Annotated in this window: 10 protein-coding genes; 7 read left to right on the plus strand and 3 right to left on the minus strand. The window is 74.7% G+C overall.

Features of this window, described 5'->3' with window-relative positions:
• Position 1 precedes the first annotated feature (1 nt).
• Complete coding sequence (locus ACZ6S8_RS00560; protein WP_469451154.1) at positions 2-3,661, minus strand: nitrate reductase subunit alpha; 3,660 nt, start codon at positions 3,659-3,661, stop codon at positions 2-4.
• A gap of 244 nt (positions 3,662-3,905) precedes the next feature.
• Here ACZ6S8_RS00560 and ACZ6S8_RS00565 point away from each other — a divergent pair, with 244 nt between their 5' ends.
• Positions 3,906-4,712 carry a YwiC-like family protein gene (locus ACZ6S8_RS00565; RefSeq protein WP_469451155.1) on the plus strand — a complete coding sequence of 269 codons (807 nt, stop codon included), beginning with the start codon at positions 3,906-3,908 and terminating at the stop codon, positions 4,710-4,712.
• A 201-nt stretch (positions 4,713-4,913) separates the two neighbouring features.
• Here the strand turns inward: ACZ6S8_RS00565 and ACZ6S8_RS00570 are convergent, their stop codons facing one another.
• The gene (locus ACZ6S8_RS00570; protein WP_469451157.1) at positions 4,914-7,850 is read right to left on the minus strand and encodes a lysylphosphatidylglycerol synthase transmembrane domain-containing protein; all 2,937 of its coding nucleotides are present in this window, start codon (positions 7,848-7,850) and stop codon (positions 4,914-4,916) included.
• A 110-nt stretch (positions 7,851-7,960) separates the two neighbouring features.
• Here ACZ6S8_RS00570 and ACZ6S8_RS00575 point away from each other — a divergent pair, with 110 nt between their 5' ends.
• From ACZ6S8_RS00575 to nudC, 5 genes are all read left to right on the plus strand, one after another.
• Entirely contained in the window at positions 7,961-8,326 is a 366-nt protein-coding gene (locus ACZ6S8_RS00575) for an MGMT family protein (protein WP_469451852.1), read from the plus strand.
• Positions 8,327-8,587: 261 nt separating this feature from the next.
• Positions 8,588-12,022: an ATP-dependent helicase gene (locus ACZ6S8_RS00580; RefSeq protein WP_469451854.1), complete on the plus strand. Its 3,435-nt coding sequence runs from the start codon at positions 8,588-8,590 to the stop codon at positions 12,020-12,022.
• Positions 12,023-12,178: 156 nt separating this feature from the next.
• Positions 12,179-15,832: an ATP-dependent helicase gene (locus ACZ6S8_RS00585; RefSeq protein WP_469451159.1), complete on the plus strand. Its 3,654-nt coding sequence runs from the start codon at positions 12,179-12,181 to the stop codon at positions 15,830-15,832.
• 10 nt (positions 15,833-15,842) lie between these two features.
• Positions 15,843-17,249 (plus strand): dipeptidase, encoded by a 1,407-nt coding sequence (locus ACZ6S8_RS00590; protein ID WP_469451161.1) that lies wholly within the window; start codon positions 15,843-15,845, stop codon positions 17,247-17,249.
• A 95-nt stretch (positions 17,250-17,344) separates the two neighbouring features.
• Positions 17,345-18,292, plus strand: a complete 948-nt coding sequence (gene nudC / locus ACZ6S8_RS00595; RefSeq protein WP_469451163.1) for an NAD(+) diphosphatase — start codon at positions 17,345-17,347, stop codon at positions 18,290-18,292.
• Positions 18,293-18,409: 117 nt separating this feature from the next.
• Here nudC and ACZ6S8_RS00600 read toward each other — a convergent pair whose 3' ends face one another.
• Complete coding sequence (locus ACZ6S8_RS00600) at positions 18,410-18,670, minus strand: mycoredoxin (RefSeq protein ID WP_267718075.1); 261 nt, start codon at positions 18,668-18,670, stop codon at positions 18,410-18,412.
• Between the two features lie 150 nt (positions 18,671-18,820).
• On the opposite strand from ACZ6S8_RS00600, the gene ACZ6S8_RS00605 reads away from it, so the two are divergent.
• On the plus strand, positions 18,821-20,986 hold the full coding sequence (locus ACZ6S8_RS00605) for an ATP-dependent DNA helicase UvrD2 (protein ID WP_469451165.1): 2,166 nt from the start codon (positions 18,821-18,823) through the stop codon (positions 20,984-20,986).
• The last annotated feature ends 161 nt before the right edge of the window (positions 20,987-21,147 follow it).

Below are 21,147 nucleotides of genomic sequence, written 5' to 3' on the forward strand. Positions count from 1 at the left end.
CCTAGTACTCCACCTTCTGGTCGCGGCGGCGGATGACCGTCACCTCGTCGCGCTGGTTGCCGGTCGGGCCGAGGTAGTTGAAGGCCCAGGTGAGCTGGGCGTAGCCGCCGATGAGGTGGGTGGGCTTGAGCATCACCCGGGTGAGGGAGTTGTGGATGCCGCCGCGGCGGCCCGTCCTCTCGGTCTTGGGGACGCCGACCGTCCGCTCCTGCGCGTGGTTCATGTAGACGGTGCCGGGCGGCATCTTGTGGGAGACGATCGCGCGGGCGGTGACCACGCCGTTGCGGTTGACCGCCTCGATCCAGTCGTTGTCCCGGACGCCGATCGCGTCGGCGTCCTGCGGGGACATCCACACCGTCTGGCCGCCGCGGCCCAGGGTCATCATGTAGAGGTTGTCCTGGTACTGGCTGTGGATCGCCCACTTGTTGTGCGGGGTCAGGTACCGCACGGCGACCGACTTCGTCTTCTCGTCGACCGTGCCGAGCTCGGGCTCCCCGTACAGCGTGTGCATGTTCAGCGGCGGCTTGTAGACCGGCAGGGACTCGCCGACCTCGTGCAGCCAGTCGTGGTCGATGAAGAAGTGCTGGCGGCCGGTCAGGGTGTGCCAGGGCTTCAGGTGCTCGGTGTTGACGGTGAAGGCCGTGTAGCGGCGCCCGCCGGCCTCCGAGCCCGACCACTCGGGCGAGGTGATCACCGGGACCGGGCGGGCCTGGGTGTCCGCGAAGGTGATGCGCTTGCCCTCGGCCTCCGCGGCCAGGTGGGCCATGTGCGTGCCGACCTTCTTCTCCAGGGTCTCGAAACCCTGGGTGGCGAGGCGGCCGTTGCTGGTCCCGGAGAGCGACAGGATCGCCTCGCAGGCCCGCTGCGCGGTGTCCAGGCGCGGACGGCCGTCGGCGGTCCCGCCGCGCACCAGGCCGTTCTTCTCCCCGAGGTACGCGACCTCCTCGGCCACGTCGAAGGTGATCGCCTTCGTCGTCACGCCCAGCGTGTCGACCAGCGGGCCGAGCGCGGCGAACTTCTCGCCGACGGCCCCGTAGTCGCGCTCCACGACGGTCAGGTCGTACATCGTCCGGCCCGGTACGGGCTCGCACTCGCCCTTCGACCAGTCGAGGGCGACCCCGCCGGGCTGGGCCATCTCGCCGCCCGGGGTGTCGTGCTGGAGCGCGGTCGCCACCAGGTCGCGGCGCACCCCGAGCCGGCTTTCGGCCAGCTCGCCGAAGCGCTCGGCGATGCAGCGGAAGGCGTCGAAGTCGGACCGGGCCTGCCAGGGAGGGTCGACGGCCGGGGTGAAGGCGTGCAGGAAGGGGTGCATGTCCGTGGAGGAGAGGTCGTGCTTCTCGTACCAGGTGGCGGCCGGCAGGACCACGTCCGACAGGAGCGTCGTGGACGTCATCCGGAAGTCCATCGACATGAGGAGGTCCAGCTTCCCCTCGACGTCGCCGTCCCGGTACACCACGTCCTTCGGGGAGCAGCGCGGGCCGTCCGCGGGGAGGTTGGAGTGGGTGCCGAGGAGGTGCTTGAGGAAGTACTCGTTCCCCTTGGAGCTGGAGCCGAGCAGGTTGGCCCGCCACACGTTCAGCACGCGCGGCCAGTTGCGCGGCGCGTCCGGGTCCTCGCCGGCGAAGCGGAGCTCGCCGCTCTTGAGCTGCGCGACGGCACTGGCCACCGGGTCCTCGGCCGCGCCGAGCTCCAGCGGATTGCGGTCGAAGGTCGGGTACGAGGGCATCCAGCCCATCCGGGCGCTCGCGGCCAGGCAGTCCGAGCCGGTCATGCCCTCGAAGGCGCCCTCGGCGAGCGGGGAGGACAGGGCGTCGGCCGGCAGGGTGTCGTAGCGCCACTGGTCGGTGTGCAGGTAGAACCAGGCCGCGCCGATCATCTGGCGCGGCGGCCGCGACCAGTCGGACGCGGCGGCGAGGGTGGCCCAGCCGGTGACCGGACGGCACTTCTCCTGGCCGACGTAGTGGCCCCAGCCGCCGCCGTTGCGGCCCTGGCAGCCGGTGAGGGTGAGCAGGGCGAGGAAGGAGCGGTAGATGGTCTCGGAGTGGAACCAGTGGTTCGTGCCCGCCCCCATCAGGATCATGCAGCGGCCCCCGGACTCCTCGGCGGTCCGCGCGAACTCCCGTGCCACGCGGGCGGCCTGGGCGGCCGGCACCGAGGTCAGGGACTCCTGCCAGCCGGGGGTGCCGGGCTGGCTCGCGTCCTCGTAGCCGGTGGGCCACTCGCCGGGCAGGCCGCCCCGGCCGACCCCGTACTGGGCGAGCATCAGGTCGAAGACGGTGGTGACGAGACGGCCGCCGAGCCGGCGCACGGGCACGCCGCGGCGCACGGTCCCGCCGCGCTCGTCGTCCTCGAAGCGCGGCAGGACGATCTCGGCGCTCTCGCCCTCCCCGAGGAGGGTCAGCCGCGGGACGGTGTCGCCGAGGTCGAGGTTCCACTCGGGCGTCTCGTTCTCTCCCCAGCGGTGCCCCAGCGTGCCGTTCGGGACGACGGGCTCACCGGTCGCGTCGTCGACCAGGACGGTCTTCCAGTCGGCGTTCTCCGTGTCCCGGCCGAGGTCGGCGGCGGTGACGAACTTCCCCGGGACCAGTCCCCGGTCCGTTTCCCGCAGCGAGACCAGGAACGGCAGGTCGGTGTAGGTGCGGACGTAGTCCGTGAAGAAGGGGGTCTGCTTCTCGACGAAGAACTCCCGGAGGATCACGTGGCCCATCGCGAGGGCGAGGGCGCCGTCCGTTCCGGGGTGCGGGTGCATCCATTCGTCGGCGAACTTCGTGTTGTCCGCGAAGTCCGGGGACACGGTGACGACCTTCTGCCCGCGGTAGCGGGCCTCGGTCATCCAGTGGGCGTCGGGCGTCCGCGTGACGGGGACGTTCGAGCCCCACATCATCAGGTACGCGGCGTCCCACCAGTCGCCCGACTCGGGCACGTCGGTCTGGTCGCCGAACACCTGCGGCGAGGCCACGGGCAGGTCGGCGTACCAGTCGTAGAAGCTGAGCATCGGCGCACCGATGAGCGAGTGGAAGCGGGCGCCCGCGGCGTGCGAGGCCATCGACATCGCGGGGATCGGCGAGAAGCCGGCGACCCGGTCCGGGCCGTGCTCCCCGATCGTGTGCACGTGCGCCGCGGCGACGATCTCCGACGCCTCCTCCCACGTGGCCCGTACGAGACCGCCCTTGCCGCGCGCCCGCTGGTAGGCGCGGCGGCGCTCCGGATCGGCCTGGATGTCGGCCCAGGCGTCGACCGGGTCGCCGAGCCGCCCCTTGGCCTCGCGGTACATCTCCAGGAGGGCGCCGCGGACGAGCGGGTAGCGGACTCGGGTGGGGGAGTACGAGTACCAGGAGAAGGAGGCGCCGCGCGGGCAGCCGCGGGGTTCGTACTCGGGGCGGTCCGGGCCGACGGACGGATAGTCGGTGGCCTGGGTCTCCCAGGTGATGATCCCGTCCTTCACGTACACCTTCCACCGGCACGAGCCGGTGCAGTTCACGCCGTGGGTCGAGTACACGACCTTGTCGTGGCTCCACCGGTCCCGGTAGAAGGCCTCCGCCTCGCGACCGCCCTTCCGGTGGACCGTGCGCAGGTCCCCGGACACCTCGGCGCGGGTGAAGAAGCTGCCCGCCCTGATGAGCGAATCGACTGCGTCGTGATGTCCCTGACGCTCGTGCAAGGCGACCCTCCAGGCCGGAGAAAAGAAAGGAGTGGCGGTCCGGGCAAGAGGACCCGCTCCTGACGCTACGCCGGTGAAATCGGTGAAAGCGGTGACAAAGGTCCCGTACGGGCGTGACCTCCTTCCGCTCTTTTCCGGGCCGAGTGGATGTCAGGCTGGAAGGGCCCAACTCGTGGAGGGCGACGGGAAATTACGCGATGGAATTCCCCTTTGCGGGGAGTCCCGGCGGAAAGGGCGGCGGACGGTGGCGGGAGCGGGAGCGGGAGCGGCAGCGGGTACGAGAACGGGTGCGGCGGCGCAGCGCGGGGCGGGCGGCCGCCGCGGGGGGTACACGTGGCTCCCGGACCAGCACGGCGCGTGGGCCATGCTGGCCGTGCCGTTCCTCGCGGGCACCCTGCTCGCTCCCCGCCCGGGGTGGGCGCACGCGCTGCTGTTCACGGCCTGGCTGCTCGGGTACGTCGCCGTGTTCCACGCCCAGCAGTGGCTCCGGCTGCACGCGCGCGGGCTGCGCTCGGCCCGGCGGCACGGCCGGCCGGGCGTGGTCTTCGGGGCGGCGTTCGCGGCGGCGGCGCTCCCGCTCGCGGTGGCGCACCCCTGGCTGGTCGTGGCGGCGCTGATCGCCGCGCCGTTCGTGGCGGTGAACACCTGGCACGCGCTGCGGGGCCGCGAGCGGGCCCTGGTCAACGGCCTGGCGGCGGTGGTCCCGGCCTGCGGGATGCTGCTGGTCGCGCAGCGGCTGGGCGGCGGAGCCACGGGCGCCGCGTGGGCGCCGGCGCTGGCCTGCCTGCTGTACTTCGCGGGCACGGTCCCGTACGTGAAGACGATGATCCGGGAGCGGAACTCGCGGGCCTACCGCCGGGGTTCGGTCGCCTGCCACGCGGTCGCCCTGGCCGTGGCCGCCTGCCTCTCGCCCTGGCTGGCGCTGCCCTTCGCCGCCTACCTCGCCCGCGCCGCCGCCCTCCCGGGCCGGGGGCTGCGCGTCCCCGTGGTCGGGGCGGTCGAACTCGCCTGCTCGGCGGCGCTCCTCCTGACCCTGCCCCTGGCCTTCTAATCCCGCGCCTCAAACGCCGGCGAGGCTCAGAGTGGTCCCGCGGCGGGCAAATCCAGCCTCGCCGGCGTTTGAGGCGCGGCGCGGAACGCCGTAGGGGGTTCGGGGGCGCAGCCCCGAGGGGTTCGGGGCGCAGCCCGGGAGGGGAGCGGGGGCTGCGCCCCGGCGGTGGTGGTGCGGTGCCCCGGCCGGGAGGCCAGGTGGCTAGATGGCCTCCTTGCGCGTCAGGAAGTTGAACGAGATCCACCCCGGCAGCACCGGCAGCCAGAACGTCATCAGCCGGAACAACAGGACCGCGGAGATCGCGACCTCCTTCTCCAGCCCCGCCGCGATCAGCCCCAGCGTCAGCGTGGTCTCCACCGCGCCGATGCCGCCCGGCGTCGGCGCCGCCGAGCCCAGCGCGTTGCCCGCGAGGAACACCACCGCGATGCTCGCGTAGCTGATGGCCTGGCCGCCCCCGAACGCGCGGATCGAGGCGTCCAGGCACATCACGAAGCAGCCCGTCAGCAGCAGCATCCCGCCGATGCCCGTCACCAGCTTCTGCGGCCGCTGGAGCACGTCCAGCATGCGCGGCACCACGCCCGCGAACAGCGCCCGGACCCGCGTCACCACGAACTTCCGCATGAACGGGACCGCCGTCACCACCAGCACCAGCACCGCCACCGTCAGCAGACCGGCGATGACCGTCCGGGACGGGGTCATCTCCGGGGTCTTCTCGGTGCCGGTCAGGTAGCCGAACGACAGCAGCAGCAGGATGTGGCTGGCCAGGCCGAACAGCTGCGAGGCACCGACGCTCGCGACCGCGAGCCCGGGGCGGACCCCCGCCCGCTGCAGGAACCGGGTGTTCAGCGCGACACCGCCGACCGCCGCCGGAGCCACCAGCTTCACGAACGACCCGGCCACCTGCGCCACGACCGTCCGCAGGAACGGCACCCGCTCCGGCACGAAGCCCAGCAGGCTCATCGCCGCGGCGAAGTAGGTCAGCACCGAGAAGGCCATCGCCGCCCCGACCCAGCCCCACTGCGCCTCGCCGACGATCGTCCCGAACTCCACGTGCGCCAGCTGCGTCAGCAGGAAGTACGCACCGAACGCGCCCGCGATGAACGACACCAGCGTGCGCGGCCGGATCCGCTCCAGCCGGGCCGGCTCCACGGGCGCCTGCGGACGGATCAGCAGCACCTGCCGGCGGATCTGGCTCAGCAGGTCCTCCTCCCGCGCCCCGTCCAGCGCGTCGTCCAGCGCCTTCTTCTCGGCCTTGCGGTCGGCGGAGGCCGACCTCGCCGCCGCGTCCGCCTCGCGGGCCGCCTTCGCCGCCCGCGAGGACTCCAGTACGGCCTCCCGCTCCCGCTCCGCCCGCTCCCGCGCCAGCTTGCGCAGCGTGGACCGGGTGGAGCGGCTCAGGGCGATCGGCTGCAGCAGCGGCAGACAGTCCGCCACCGCGTCCGGGCCGAGCACCGACACCGCCGAGGCCACCGACCGCTCCGCGCCGACCCGCAGGCCGAGCGTGGTCAGCAGCTGCGCGATGTCCATCCGGAGCACCAGGTCCCCGGCCGCGATCTCGCCGCCCCGCAGGTCGGTGAGGATCACGTTGCCGGAACGATCCACCACGAGGGCGTCACCGGTGAGCCGCCGGTGCGCGATCCGCCGCGACTGCAGGGCCCGCACCTGCTCCCAGGCGTTGCGGCTCAGCTCGTCGGTGATCTCCTCGTCGGACAGGGAGTCCAGGGTCCGGCCGCCCAGGTGCTCGTAGACGAGCATCACGGCGTCCGGGCCCAGCTCGGAGGTGGCGATCAGCTTCGGCGCGTTCGCGCCCGCCGCGATCGCCGCGTACGCGAGCAGCGCTTCCTGCTCCAGCGCCTGGCGCAGGGACTGCAGGCTGCGCCGCGTGGTGATGCCGCGCAGGGTGAGCCGGCGCCAGACCCGGTAGAAGAACCCCTGGGCCTGCTGCTCGCGGTCGACGACGGTGACGTCGAGGGGCGGGCCGTCCTCCAGGGTGACGTGGTAGCGCCGGCCCCGGTCGCTGACCTCGCTCGCCTCGGCCCCGTCCCCCTGGTCCGCGCGCATCGCGCTGACCGGGCGGAACCCGACCCGGCGCAGCCCCGCGAGGAGGGTCTGGCCGGTGGGCCGGACGTTGGGCGAGCCGACCGCGTAAAGCGTCCCGTAGGCGACGCTCCAGCCGAGCAGCACCGTCAGGATGATCGAGAAGGGGGTGGTGTAGCCGCCGACCAGCATCGTGAACGCGTCGAGCAGCAGGACCACCCACAGGGCGACCCGCCAGCGGGGTCTGCGCGTCATCCCGACCGCGGTCATGTACGCGATCACGGGCGCGAGGTAGCCGTGCACCGGATCGGTGAGCGCCCCGCCGACCCCGGCGGGGCGGGTCAGCGCCTCCTGGATGGTGGAGGGGGCGGCCTGGGAGACCCACAGGTCGGTGGCGAGCGTCACCCCGTGCGCGAGGACGGCGGCCAGCACGCCGTCGGCGATGCGCAGCCCGTCGCGCTTGATCAGCCGCTCGATGGCGAAGGCCACGGGCAGCAGGAGCACGGCGATGCTCGACACCAGGGCCGCGACCTTGATCAGCAGGTCCGGCGCCGCGCCCGTGCCCTCCTTGATGTCGGCCTGCAGGCCGGCGGTCGTGCCGTGGGCGAAGGCGGAGATGCCGAGCACGACGGCGATGCCGAGGACGCCGACGAGGAGCCGTACGAGGTCGGAGGGGCGGTGCACACGGGCGGCGAGCAGCGGTTCGTCGACCTCGACGCGGTCGGCCTCCGTCGGGGCGTGGCCGTGCGGGCCCTCCGGCTCGTCGCCGGAACCGGGGACGGGTTCGCCACCGGCTCCGCCGCCGCGACCGGGGTCGCGGTCGGGGTCGGGGCCGCGGCCGGGTTCGCCGGAGCCCGCGGGGCCGCCGGGGCCCGCCGGGCCCTTGTGGCCGCCGCGGCCGTCGCCGGCGTCCGGCCCGTCGCTCTCGCGGTCGCCGTTCGGACGCCGGTGGTCCGGCTCCCAGCGGTCCGGACGCGGTCGGCCGGGGCGCGGGGCGGGGCCGTCGTCCGGGCGCGCGCCATCGTCTGGATCCGCGCCGTCCGGAGGGCTCACACCCTGCTCCTTCGTCGTCACTTCCGTCTCTTCTTGATCACGTATCACCAGTCACCGCCCGGAAGATGGTGGCACGGACCGACGGGAGCGCGGGGCATCAGGGTGCGCGCCGGTGCGGAACCCGATCCTCCGTGGACGGGCGCCCGACGTGCTGCACCATGGGCCGGATGAGCGAGGAACTGCCCGCCTACGCGGAGCGCGTACTGGAGGTGGCCGAGCGGATTCCGCCCGGCCGGGTGATGACGTACGGAGACGTCGCGGAGTGGCTCGGCGACGGCGGTCCGCGCCAAGTCGGGCGCGTCATGGCCCTGTACGGGGGAGCCGTGCCCTGGTGGCGCGTGGTGCGGGCGGACGGCGTACCGCTCCCGGGGAGCGAGCGGCGCGCCCTGGAGCACTACCGGGCCGAGGCCACGCCGCTGCGTCCGACGGCCGGCGGCGGGCCCCGGCTGGACATGCGCCGGGCGCGCTGGGACGGGAGCCCGGACCCCGGACGGGACGACAAGCGCGACGAGGCTCACACCTGACAGCTTCGGCCATGCGCGGCCCGGACGGGCGGTCGAGCGCCCGTGCGAAGGCCCGTACGGGGGACGCGGGGGAACTGCGCGGAGGCACGCGGTTGACGTAGCGTTGCCCCTTCGGCCCCGGCCGGGGCCGTCGCGGCGGGCGTCGCGGCAGCCGCCGCCGGGACCCCCGCGGCACCGCCGCACCGCGCGGACCGCCCGCCCGCTCCGGGCACCGCGACCCCCGTACCACCCGCAGACCCACCAGGACCGGCAGCTCACGTGATCACCTCTTCCTCCGACCGCACCGCACGGCGGCGCACGCGGACCCCCGACGCGTACCGCCTCGTGCGCACCGGGCCGGAACGGGTGGATCCCCCTGTTCTGGACGCAGCGCAGCGCGCGGTGGTTGACCACGCCGGCGGACCCCTGCTGGTCCTCGCCGGACCGGGCACCGGGAAGACCACCACCCTGGTGGAGTCGGTCGCCGCCCGCGTGGAGGCGGGAACCGACCCGGCCCGGATCCTGATCCTCACCTTCAGCCGCAAGGCCGCCGTCGAACTCCGCGACCGGGCCGCCGTCCGGCTCGGCGGCGCGCGGGCGCCGCAGGCCACCACCTTCCACTCCTTCTGCTACGGCCTGGTCCGCGCCCACCAGGACACGGACCTCTTCGCCGATCCGCTGCGGCTGCTGTCCGGACCCGAGCAGGACGTGATGGTCCGCACCCTGCTGGAGGGCCAGCGCCGGATCAGGTCCATCCGCTGGCCCGACGACCTGCGGGCCGCGCTGACCACGCGCGGCTTCGCCGACGAGGTCCGCGCCGTGCTGGCCCGCGCCCGCGAGCTGGGCCTGGGCCCGGCCGCCCTCGACTCCTTCGCGACCCGGACCGGGCGCCCGGACTGGAAGGCGGCGGCGGCCTTCCTCTCCGAGTACCTGGACGTCCTGGACATGCAGGGCACGCTGGACTACGCGGAACTCCTCCACCGCGCGGTCCTCCTCGCGGAGCGCACCCCGTCCCTCGCCTCCGCGTACGACGTGATCCTCGTGGACGAGTACCAGGACACGGACGCCTCGCAGCTGCGCCTGCTGCGGGCGCTGACCGGCCCCGGGGGCACGCTGGTCGCCTTCGGCGACCCCGACCAGTCGATCTACGCCTTCCGCGGCGCCGACATCAACAACGTGCTCGACTTCGAGTCGGCCTTCCCGGGCGCGGCGGTCCGCGCGCTGACGGTGGGCCGCCGCTCGGGCTCGGCCCTGCTGGAGGCCACCCGGCTGCTCACCACGCGGATGCCGGTGCCGCGGCTGCCGTCCGCCGCCGTACGGGCCCACCGCGCGCTCCGGCCCGTACGGGAGGGCGGCCGGGTCGAGGTGTACACGTACCCCACGGCCGGGGCGGAGCTCGACAACATCGCCGACGTCCTGCGCCGGGCCCACCTGGAGGACGGGGTGCCGTGGCAGGACATGGCCGTCCTGGTCCGCTCCGGCGGCCGCACCCTCCCGGCGATGCGGCGGGCGCTGAACACGGCGGGGGTCCCGACCGAGACGGACGCCTCGGGCTCCCCCCTGCGGCACGAACCGGCGGTCGCCCCCCTGCTGACGGCCCTGCGCACCGCGGCCGCGGCCGCCACTCCGGACCCCCTCCCGTCCCCCCGCGCCGCAGAACCGGACGCCGACGCGTCCCCGCACCCCGCCGCCGCGCCGGAGACGGCGCCCGGCGACGCGGAGGAGGAGGCCCCGGCCTCCGAGGGCGCCGCCTCCACCGCCGACACCGAGCCGTCAGGGCCCGCCGAGGCGTCCGGGCCCGCCGAGCCGTCCGGGCCCGCCGCCGGTGACCCGGCGGGCGAGGGGTGGGTCGGGGTCGAAGCGGCCCTCGCGCTGCTCGCCTCGCCGCTCGGCGGCATGGACGCCGCCGACCTCCGCCGCCTCGGCCGGGCCCTGCGCGACGAGGAGCGCGCCGCCGGCGTCACGGTGCCCGCGCCCTCCGACGTCCTGCTCGCCCGCGCCCTCGCCGAGCCCGAGCGGCTCACCGCCCACGACCCCGCCTACGCCCGCGGCGCGCAGCGCCTCGGCCTGCTCCTGCGCAAGGCCCGCGAGCTGCTCCAGGGCGGCGGCACCGCCGAAGAGGCCCTGTGGACCCTCTGGGACGGCACGCCCTGGCCGCAGCGCCTGGAGCGCAGCGCCCGCCGCGGCGGCGCGGGCGGCCGCAACGCCGACCGCGACCTCGACGCCGTCTGCGCCCTGTTCGACACCGCCGCCCGCGCCGAGGAGCGCACCGGGGGCCGCGGCGCCCTCAACTTCCTCGAACAGCTCGAAGCCGAGGACATCGCCGCCGACACCCTCACCGGCCGCGCGGTCCGCTCCGACGCCGTCCGCCTGATGACCGCCCACCGCTCCAAGGGCCTGGAGTGGTCCCTCGTCGTCGTCGCCGGGGTCCAGGAGGGCCTCTGGCCCGACCTGCGCCGCCGCGGCTCCCTGCTGGAGGCCGACCGCATCGGGCGCGACGGCCTCGCCGAGCCCCTCACCCCCGGCGCCCTGCTCGCCGAGGAACGCCGGCTCTTCTACGTGGCGGCCACCCGCGCCCGCGAGCGCCTCGTCGTCACCGCCGTCAAGGCCCCCGCCGAGGACGGCGACCAGCCCTCCCGCTTCCTCACCGAGCTCGGCGTACCGCCCAAGGACGTCACCGGCCGCCCCCGCCGGCCCCTCGCCGTCCCGGCGCTCGTCGCCGAGCTCCGCGCCACCACCGTCGACCCCGAGGCCTCGCCCGCCCTGCGCGACGCGGCCGCCCGCCGCCTCGCCCGGCTCGCCGCGCTCACCGACGACGAGGACCGCCCGCTGGTCCCCGCCGCGCACCCGCAGCGCTGGTGGGGCCTGTACGAGCCCACCCGCAGCACCGTTCCGCTCCGCGACCGGGACCGGCCCGTCGCCCTGTCCGGCAGCGCCCTGGAGCAGCTCGCCCGCACGTGCTCCCTCCAGTGGTTCCTCGGCCGCGAGGTCAAGGCCGACGCCCCCTCCACGGCCGCCCAGGGCTTCGGCAACGTCGTGCACGTCCTGGCCGACGAGGTCGCCTCCGGCCGCACCCCCGCCGACCTCGCCGTCCTCATGGAGCGCCTCGACTCCGTCTGGGACGCCCTCGCCTTCGACGCCCCCTGGAAGTCCGCCCAGGAGAAGGAGAACGCCCGCACCGCCCTGGAGCGCTTCCTGCGCTGGCACACCACCGACCGGGGTGGCCGGGAGGCCGTCGCCACGGAGCACGAGTTCGACGTCACCCTCGACGCCGGCGAGTACGCCGTCCGCATCCGCGGCTCCATGGACCGCGTCGAGGCGGACCCGCAGGGACGCGCGTACGTCGTCGACTTCAAGACCGGCAAGGCGTCGCCCACCAAGGAAGAGGTGGCCCGCCACCCCCAGCTCGCCGTCTACCAGCTCGCCGTCCGCGAGGGCGCCGTCGACGACGCCTTCGACGGCCGCCGCCCGCCGCCCGGCGGCGCCGAGCTGGTCCAGCTCCGCCAGGGCGCGGCCGTACGGGACGGCGGCGAGACCGTGCCCCGGATCCAGGCGCAGCAGCCGCTCGACGGCGAATGGGTCGGCGACCTGCTGGCCACCGCCGCCGGACGGGTCCTGGACGAACGCTTCGCGCCCGCCGTCGGCCGCCACTGCGACCACTGCTCCTTCCGCAGCTCGTGCAGCGCCCGCCCGGAGGGCCGGCAGACGGTGGAGTGACGCCGTACGGCACGGACGGCGCGGGATCCGCGGAGGGGCGCGACTTCCTTCGGGGGAGGCGCGGTAGCCGCCGGGGGAGCGGGGAAGCCCGGGGTCCGGACCCGGCGCGCGACCGGGTCGGCGGGGAGTGTCGGTGCGGGCGGCTAGCCTTTTCACGTGTCCGCGCGCCCGACCGTCCTCGCCGACCCCGAGCAGCTCAAGGAGCTCCTCGGCATCCCCTTCACGCCCGAACAGCTGGCCTGCGTCACCGCCCCGCCCGCCCCCCAGGTGATCGTCGCGGGCGCCGGCTCCGGCAAGACCACCGTCATGGCGGCCCGCGTGGTCTGGCTCGTGGGCACCGGGGCGGTCGCGCCCGAGCAGGTCCTCGGCCTGACCTTCACCAACAAGGCCGCCGGCGAGCTCGCCGAGCGCGTGCGCAAGGCCCTCGCCCGGGCCGGCATCACCGACCCGGACCCCTCCCCGGCCGACGCCGACGCGGCCGGCGGCGAGCCGCGCATCTCCACGTACCACGCCTTCGCCGGCCAGCTGCTGAAGGACCACGGCCTGCGCATCGGCCTGGAGCCCAGCTCCCGCCTGCTCGCCGACGCCACCCGCTTCCAGCTCGCCGCGAAGGTGCTGCGCGAGGCCCCCGGCCCGTACCCCTCCCTCACCAAGTCCGTCCCCGACCTGGTCAGCGACCTGCTCGCGCTCGACGCGGAGCTCTCCGAGCACCTGGTCGAGCCGCCCGAGCTGCGCGCCTGGGACACCGCCCTGCTGGACACCCTCGCGGGAACCAAGCTCTCCAACGAAGACCTGCGCAAGGTGCCGGAGGCCGTCCGCGGCCGCCTCGAACTGCTGGAGCTCGTCACCCGCTACCGCGCCGCGAAGCGCTCCCGCGACCTCTTCGACTTCAGCGACCAGATAGCCCTCTCCGCGCGGCTCGCCACCACCCGGCCCGAGGTGGGCGCGCTGCTGCGCGAGGAGTTCCGGGTGGTCCTGCTCGACGAGTACCAGGACACCTCCGTCGCGCAGCGGCTGCTGCTGTCCGGGCTCTTCGGCGCGGGCACCGGGCACGCCGTGACCGCCGTCGGAGACCCCTGCCAGGCGATCTACGGCTGGCGCGGCGCCTCCGTCGCGAACCTCGACGACTTCCCCGAGCACTTCCCGCACGCCGGCGGGAGCCCCGCCACCCGCTTCTCGCTCAGCGAGAACCGACGCAGCGGCGGCCGCCTGCTGGAGCTGGCCAACGGCCTCGCCGCCCCGCTGAGGGCCATGCACGAGGGAGTCGAGGCACTGCGCCCGGCGCCCGGAGCGGAGCGCGACGGCGTCGTCCGCTGCGCCCTGCTGCCCACGCACGCCGAGGAGCTGGACTGGCTCGCCGACTCCGTCGCCCACCTCGTCCGCACGGGGACGCAGCCGCGCGAGATCGCCGTGCTGTGCCGCTCCGCCGGGGACTTCGCGCGCATCCAGGCCGTCCTGGTGGACCGGGACGTCCCCGTCGAGGTCGTCGGCCTCTCCGGGCTCCTGCACCTGCCCGAGGTCGCCGACCTCGTCGCGGTCTGCGAGGTCCTCCAGGACCCCGGCGCCAACGCCTCCCTCGTCCGCCTCCTCGTCGGCCCGCGCTGGCGGATCGGCCCGCGCGACCTGGCCCTCCTGGGGCGGCGGGCGCGGCTGCTGATCGGCCGGGCCCCCGGCAGCCCGGGCACGGACGCCGACGAGCGGCTCGCGGCGGCCGTCGAAGGGGTCGACCCGGCCGAGATCGTGTCGCTGGCCGACGCCCTGGAAACCTTCCTCGACGGAGCCGGGCAGGCCCCCGACGACCTGCCCTTCTCGCCGGAGGCCCGGGTCCGCTTCGCGCACCTCGCCCAGGAGCTGCGCGACCTGCGGCGCTCGCTCGCCGACCCGCTGATGGACGTACTGCACCGGGTGCTGACGGCGACCGGCCTGGAGGTCGAGCTGTCCGCGTCCCCGCACGCGCTGGCGGCCCGCCGCCGCGAGACCCTGTCGAACTTCATGGACGTCGCCGCCGGCTTCGCCGCCCTGGACGGCGAGGCCTCGCTGCTCGCCTTCCTCGCCTTCCTGCGGACCGCGGCCCAGTACGAGAAGGGCCTGGACCACGCGCTGCCCGGCGGCGAGAACACGGTGAAGGTGCTGACGGCCCACAAGTCCAAGGGGCTGGAGTGGGACGTGGTGGTCGTCCCCGACCTCTGCGCGGGCGCCTTCCCCAAGGAGAAGCCGCCGGAGTCCTGGACCTCGTACGCCAAGGTGCTCCCGTACGCGCTGCGCGGGGACGCCCCCACCCTGCCGGGGGACCCGGCGTGGACCTCGGCCGGCCTGAAGGCCTTCAAGGCCGCACTGAAGGACCACAAGGCGGTGGAGGAGCTCCGCCTCGGCTACGTGACCTTCACCCGCCCGCGCTCCCTCCTCCTGGCCTCCGGCCACTGGTGGGGTCCGACCCAGAAGAAGCGCCGCGGACCGTCCGCGTTCCTGAGCGCGCTGTACGGGCACTGCGCCGCCGGGTTCGGGGAGATCGAGGCCTGGGCGCCCGAGCCCGAGGCCGATGCGGAGAACCCGGCCCTGGCCGGCGAGGCCGAGGCGGACCACTCCTGGCCGCTCCCGCTGGACCCGGACTCCCTGCGGCTGCGCCGGGCGGCGGCCTCCCTGGTGGAGTCCTACCTGGCGGCCCCGCCGCCGGCGCCCGCCGGGGAGGAGCCGTACCTCTGGCCCCCGGACTGCGAGGACCCGGCCCACGACGAGGCCCCGTGGCCGGACACCGACCCGTACGCCCCCGACGACGCCCCGCACGCCTCCGCGGCCCCCGGCGGCGGCCCGTACGCCCCCGGGCCCGCGGACGCCCGCCCGCACCCCGAGGACCCCTGGGAGGACGACCTCTGGGCCGCCGCTCCGGAGGACCTCCGGGCGACCGGCCCCCGGGCCGCCGGGCCCCGTGCCGCGGATCCGGCCGGGCCGCCGGCCGCGGACCCCGGGGCGGACGACCCCGGGGCCGACGACCCCTGGGCGACCGACGCCTGGGCGACCGAGCCGTGGGCCGCCCGGCCCGGGGCGCGGGACGCGCACGTACCGCCCGCCGGGCCCGCCGCGGGCCGCCCGACCCCGGAGGACGCCCGCGCCATCGCCTCCTGGGACCGGGACCTCGACGCCCTGGAGGGCGAGCTCCGCCGGGCCCGCGCGGCCGTGCGGGACGTCGAGCTGCCCTCGGCGCTGTCCGCCAGCCAGCTGCTCCGCCTCGCCGCCGACGAGCAGGGCTTCGCCCGCGACCTGGCCCGCCCCATGCCCAAGCCGCCGCAGCCCGCGGCCCGCCAGGGCACCCGGTTCCACGCCTGGGTCGAGTCCCGGTTCGACGAGCTCCCGCTCCCGATGCTCGACGTCCTGGACCCCGCCACCGAGCTGCCCGGCTCCGACCAGGAGATCGCCGACGAGGCCGACCTCGCCTCCCTCAAGGCCGCCTTCGAGCGCAGCCCGTACGCCGACCGGCCCCCGCACCGCATGGAGGCGCCGGTCCAGATCACCCTGGCCGGCCGCGTCATCCGGGGCCGGATCGACGCCGTCTACGCCAACCCCGACGGCTCGTACGAGATCGTCGACTGGAAGACGGGCCGCACCACCGAGGCCGACCCGCTCCAGCTCGCCGTCTACCGCCTCGCCTGGGCGGAAGCCACCGGCACCCCCCTCGACCGGGTCGCCGCCGTCTTCCTCCACGTCCGCAGCGGGCGCGTGATCCGGCCCCGGGACCTCCCCGACCGGGCCCGCCTTGAGCGGATCCTCCAAGGCAAAACGGGCACGGACGGTGACCGCCAGGCGGACGGCTAGGCTCGTGGGCATGAGCGACAGCCAGCCGGACAGCGTCGTCCGCACGTACATCGAGACCCATCGCGCCGCCTTCCTCGACGACCTCGCCGAGTGGCTCCGCATCCCGTCCGTCTCGGCCCAGCCCGAGCACGCGGGCGACGTACGCCGCAGCGCCGAATGGCTCGCCGCGAAGCTCAAGGAGACCGGCTTCCCGGTCTCCGAGGTCTGGGAGACCCCGGGTGCCCCGGCCGTCTTCGCCCACTGGCCGAGCGAGGACCCGGACGCCCCGACCGTCCTCGTGTACGGACACCACGACGTGCAGCCCGCGGCCCTCGCCGACGGCTGGCACACCGACCCGTTCGACCCGGTGGTCAAGGACGGCCGGATGTACGGGCGCGGCGCCGCCGACGACAAGGGGCAGGTCTTCTTCCACACCCTCGGCGTACGGGCCCACCTGGCCGCCACCGGCGCCGCCGCCCCCGCCGTGCACCTCAAGCTGATCGTGGAGGGCGAGGAGGAGTCCGGCTCCGTCCACTTCCGCGAGCTGGTCGAGGCCCGCGCCGCCGAGCTCGCCGCCGACGTCGTGATCGTCTCCGACACCGGCATGTGGTCCGAGACGACCCCCACCGTCTGCACCGGTATGCGCGGCGTCGCCGACTGCGAGATCGACTTCCAGGGCCCGGACCAGGACATCCACTCCGGAGCCTTCGGCGGGGCCGTGCCCAACCCGGCCGCCGTCGCCGCCCGCGTCGTCGCCGCGCTGCACGACGAGGACGGGCGGGTCACCCTCCCCGGCTTCTACGACGGCATCGCCGAGCTGACCGACGCGGAGCGCGAGCTCATCGCGGAGCTCCCCTTCGACGAGTCCGAATGGCTGCGGACGGCCAGGTCCCACGCGGCCGCCGGCGAGGCCGGCTACACCACCCTGGAGCGGGTCTGGGCCCGCCCGACCGCCGAGGTCAACGGCATCGGCGGCGGCTACCAGGGCCCCGGCGGCAAGACGATCGTGCCCGCCTCCGCCCACGTGAAGCTGTCGTTCCGCCTGGTGTCCGGGCAGGACCCGTACGAGGTGGAGACCACCTTCGAGCGCTGGCTGGAGGACCGGGTCCCGGACGGGATCCGGTACTCCGTCACCTTCGGCGCCCCCACCCGCCCGTGCCTGACCCCGCTGGACCACCCGGCGCTGCGGTCGGTCGTGCGGTCCATGGGCCGCGCGTTCGGCCAGAAGGTCCGCTTCACCCGCGAGGGCGGCTCCGGGCCCGCCGCGGACCTCCAGGACGTCCTCGGCGCGCCCGTCCTCTTCCTCGGCATCTCGGTGCCCTCCGACGGCTGGCACTCCCCGAACGAGAAGGTCGAGCTGGACCTCCTGCTCAAGGGCGTCGAGACGACCGCCTACCTCTGGGCCGACCTGGCCGCCACCCACCGCACACCCGCCTGAGGCCCGCCACCCGCGGCCCGGCGCCCGGCGCACCCGCCGCCCCGGCGCCCGTCGCACCGCCCTGCCGAGCCTGCCATGCCCTACCACCGGGGGAGTTGGAAGTACCTGTGAGCACCCGTACCGAGCCCGAGCGCCCGATCTCGCTCGCCGCACCCAGCGGCATCGACCGCGCGGCGCACCACCGCCTGGACGAGGCGTGGCTCGCCGCGGCCTGGAGCCACCCGAGCACCCGCGTCTTCGTGGTCTCCGGCGGCCAGGTCCTGATCGACGACACCCCCGACGGCGGCACCGCGATCGTGATGACCCCGGCCTTCGAGGCCCCGGTCACCGAGACCCACCGCTACTTCCTGGGCACCGACGAGGACGGCGTACGGTACTTCGCGCTGCAGAAGGACTCGCTGCCGGGCCGCATCGACCAGTCGGCGCGCCCGGCGGGGCTGCGCGAGGCCGGGCTGCTGCTGTCCCAGCGCGACGCCGGCCTGATGGTCCACGCGGTGGCGCTGGAGAACTGGCAGCGCATGCACCGCTTCTGCTCCCGCTGCGGCGAGCGCACCGTGGTCGCGGCCGCCGGGCACATCCGCCGCTGCCCGGGCTGCGGCGCCGAGCACTACCCCCGCACCGACCCGGCCGTGATCATGCTGGTCACCGACGCGCAGGACCGCGCGCTGCTCGGCCGCCAGGTGCACTGGCCCGAGGGCCGCTTCTCGACGCTGGCCGGCTTCGTGGAGCCCGGCGAGTCGATCGAGCAGTCCGTCGTCCGCGAGGTGTGGGAGGAGGCGGGCGTCAAGGTCGGCGACGTCGCCTACGTGGCCAGCCAGCCGTGGCCCTTCCCGTACAGCCTGATGCTGGGCTTCACGGCCCGCGCCACCACCTCCGAGATCACGGTGGACGGCGAGGAGATCCAGGAGGCCCGCTGGTTCTCCCGCGCGGACCTGCGCGAGGCGATCGAGAAGGGCGAGGTGCTGCCCCCGTCGGGCGTCTCCATCGCGGCGCGCCTCGTCGAGCTCTGGTACGGCGAGCCGCTGCCGCGGCCGGTCGCGTAGCCGGCGCCCGGTCCGGCTCCGGCCGGGGCGCGGGCTCCGTAACGCATCTCACAGCGGGCCCGTGACAGCAGAAGGCCCCCGCCTCGGCGGGGGCCTTTCTGGTGGGCGCGGGGGCACTCAGACGGCGAGGGCCTGCTTGACCTGCGCCAGGCTCGGGTTCGTCATGACGGACTCCTTGCCGGCGGAGGACTTCACGAGCACGGTGGGAACCGTCTGGTTGCCGCCGTTGGCCTTCTCCACGAACGCCGCGGACTCCGGGTCGAGCTCGATGTTGATCTCGTTGTACGCGATGCCCTCACGGTCCATCTGGCTCTTCAGCCGGCGGCAGTAGCCGCACCAGGTCGTGCTGTACATCGTGACGGTGCCCGTCTCCTGCATGCTGCGCTCTCCTTCGTGCGGCCCCGGCGGTCCGAGAGTCCGAGTAGTCGAACGTACGCGACCGCCCGGTCATTCCCGTAAGTACGACGGATACGGACCGCCTGTGGACAGCTTTCCCGCCCGCCCCACCGGACCTGGCAGCATGGCGGGGTGACAGCAGCAACGCACTCCCCGTCCTTCCCCGCCGCCGCCGACCCGGCCGACGCGGTCCTCCTGGGCCTCGACCCGGAGCAGCGCGAGGTCGCGACGACCCTGCGCGGGCCGGTGTGCGTGCTGGCCGGCGCAGGTACCGGCAAGACCCGCGCGATCACCCACCGCATCGCCTACGGCGTCCACTCCGGCCAGCTCATGCCGGCCAGCGTGCTCGCCGTCACCTTCACCAACCGCGCGGCCGGCGAGATGCGCGGCCGGCTCCGCGGCCTCGGCGCGGGCGGGGTCCAGGCCCGGACCTTCCACTCCGCCGCCCTGCGCCAGCTCCACTACTTCTGGCCCAAAGCCATCGGCGGGGACATGCCCCGGCTGCTGGAGCGCAAGGTCCAGTTCGTCGCCGAGGCCGGCGCGCGCTGCCGCGTCCGGCTCGACCGGGGCGAGCTGCGCGACGTCACCGGCGAGATCGAGTGGGCCAAGGTCACCCAGACCGTGCCCGCCGACTACCCGGCCGCCGTCCTGAAGGCCGGCCGCGAAGCCCCCCGGGACACGGCCGAGATCGCCCAGATCTACGCCATGTACGAGCAGCTCAAGCGCGACCGCGGCATGATCGACTTCGAGGACGTGCTGCTGCTCACGGTCGCCATCCTCCAGGACCGCCACGACATCGCCGAGCAGATCCGCGCCCAGTACCAGCACTTCGTCGTCGACGAGTACCAGGACGTCAGCCCGCTCCAGCAGCGGCTGCTCGACCTGTGGCTCGGCGAGCGCGACAGCCTGTGCGTGGTCGGCGACGCCAGCCAGACGATCTACTCGTTCACCGGAGCCACCCCCGACCACCTGCTGAACTTCCGCACCCGCTACCCGCAGGCCACGGTGGTCAAGCTGGTCCGCGACTACCGCTCCACCCCCCAGGTCGTCCACCTCGCCAACGGACTGCTGAACCAGGCGAAGGGCCGGGCCGCCGAGCACCGCCTGGAGCTCGTCTCCCAGCGCGAGGCCGGCCCCGACCCGGTGTACGCCGAGTACCCCGACGAGCCCGCCGAGGCCGAGGGTGTGGCCCGCCGCGTCCGGGACCTGATCGCGGCGGGAGTGCCGGCCGGCGAGATCGCCGTGCTCTTCCGCATCAACGCCCAGTCCGAGGTCTACGAGCAGGCCCTCGCCGACGCCGGGGTCCCCTACCAGCTCCGCGGCGCCGAGCGCTTCTTCGAGCGGAACGAGGTCCAGAAGGCGATCCTCGCCCTGCGCGGCGCCGCCCGCTCCGGGGGGAACGACCCCCTGCTCGACGACGTCGTCGAGCTCGGCTCCCAGGTCCGGGCCGTGCTCAGCTCCACCGGCTGGACCGCCGAGCCGCCCGCCGGCTCCGGCGCCGTGCGCGACCAGTGGGAATCGCTGGCCGCCCTCGTCCGCCTCGCGGAGGACTTCGCCCGCGCCCGGGCCGGCGCCACCCTGGCCGACCTGACGGTCGAGCTGGACGAGCGCAAGGCCGCCCAGCACGCCCCGACCGTGCAGGGCGTGACCCTCGCCTCGCTGCACGCGGCGAAGGGCCTCGAATGGGACGCCGTGTTCCTCGTGGGCCTCACCGACGGCATGCTGCCGATCACGTACGCGAAGACCGACGAGCAGGTCGAGGAGGAGCGCCGGCTGCTCTACGTCGGCGTCACCCGGGCCCGGCACCACCTGAACCTCTCCTGGTCGCTCTCCCGCGCTCCGGGCGGACGGCCCTCCAGGCGCCCCAGCCGCTTCCTGAACGGCCTGCGGCCGGGCTCCGCGGCCCCGGGCGCCGGGACGGCCTCCGCGGCCGAGCGCGGCCCCCGCAAGCGCGGCCGGCGCGGGCCGGTGCTGTGCCGGGTCTGCGGGAGGACGCTGACCGAGGCCGGCGAGCTGAAACTGATGCGCTGCGAGGACTGCCCCTCCGACATGGACGAGGGGCTCTACGAGCGGCTGCGGGGCTGGCGCGCGGCCCGCTCGAAGGAGCAGGGCCTGCCCCCGTACTGCGTCTTCACGGACAAGACGCTGATGGCCATCGCGGAGGCCGCGCCGTCCGAGGGCGGAGAGCTCTCGATGATCTCCGGCGTCGGCGCCCGCAAGCTCGACCGGTACGGAGCCGATGTCCTGGCCATCTGTGCAGGTCAAGAGCCCGGCACCGGAGAATCTGACGACGCGTAGAAAATCGTCGGAAAAATAGTTTGCACATGCCCAGCGAAGCCCCATAGGTTCTTAGCAACGGAAACGGTGGCTTCTCCGAAGCCCCTGATCCGTGCTGTACTTATCCGAATACGCATGGGACGGGCCTCCGGGCCGGTCCCCGAGACGCCGAGAGGAGGCGA

The sequence above is a fragment of the Streptomyces sp. NPDC048461 genome (assembly GCF_055587105.1).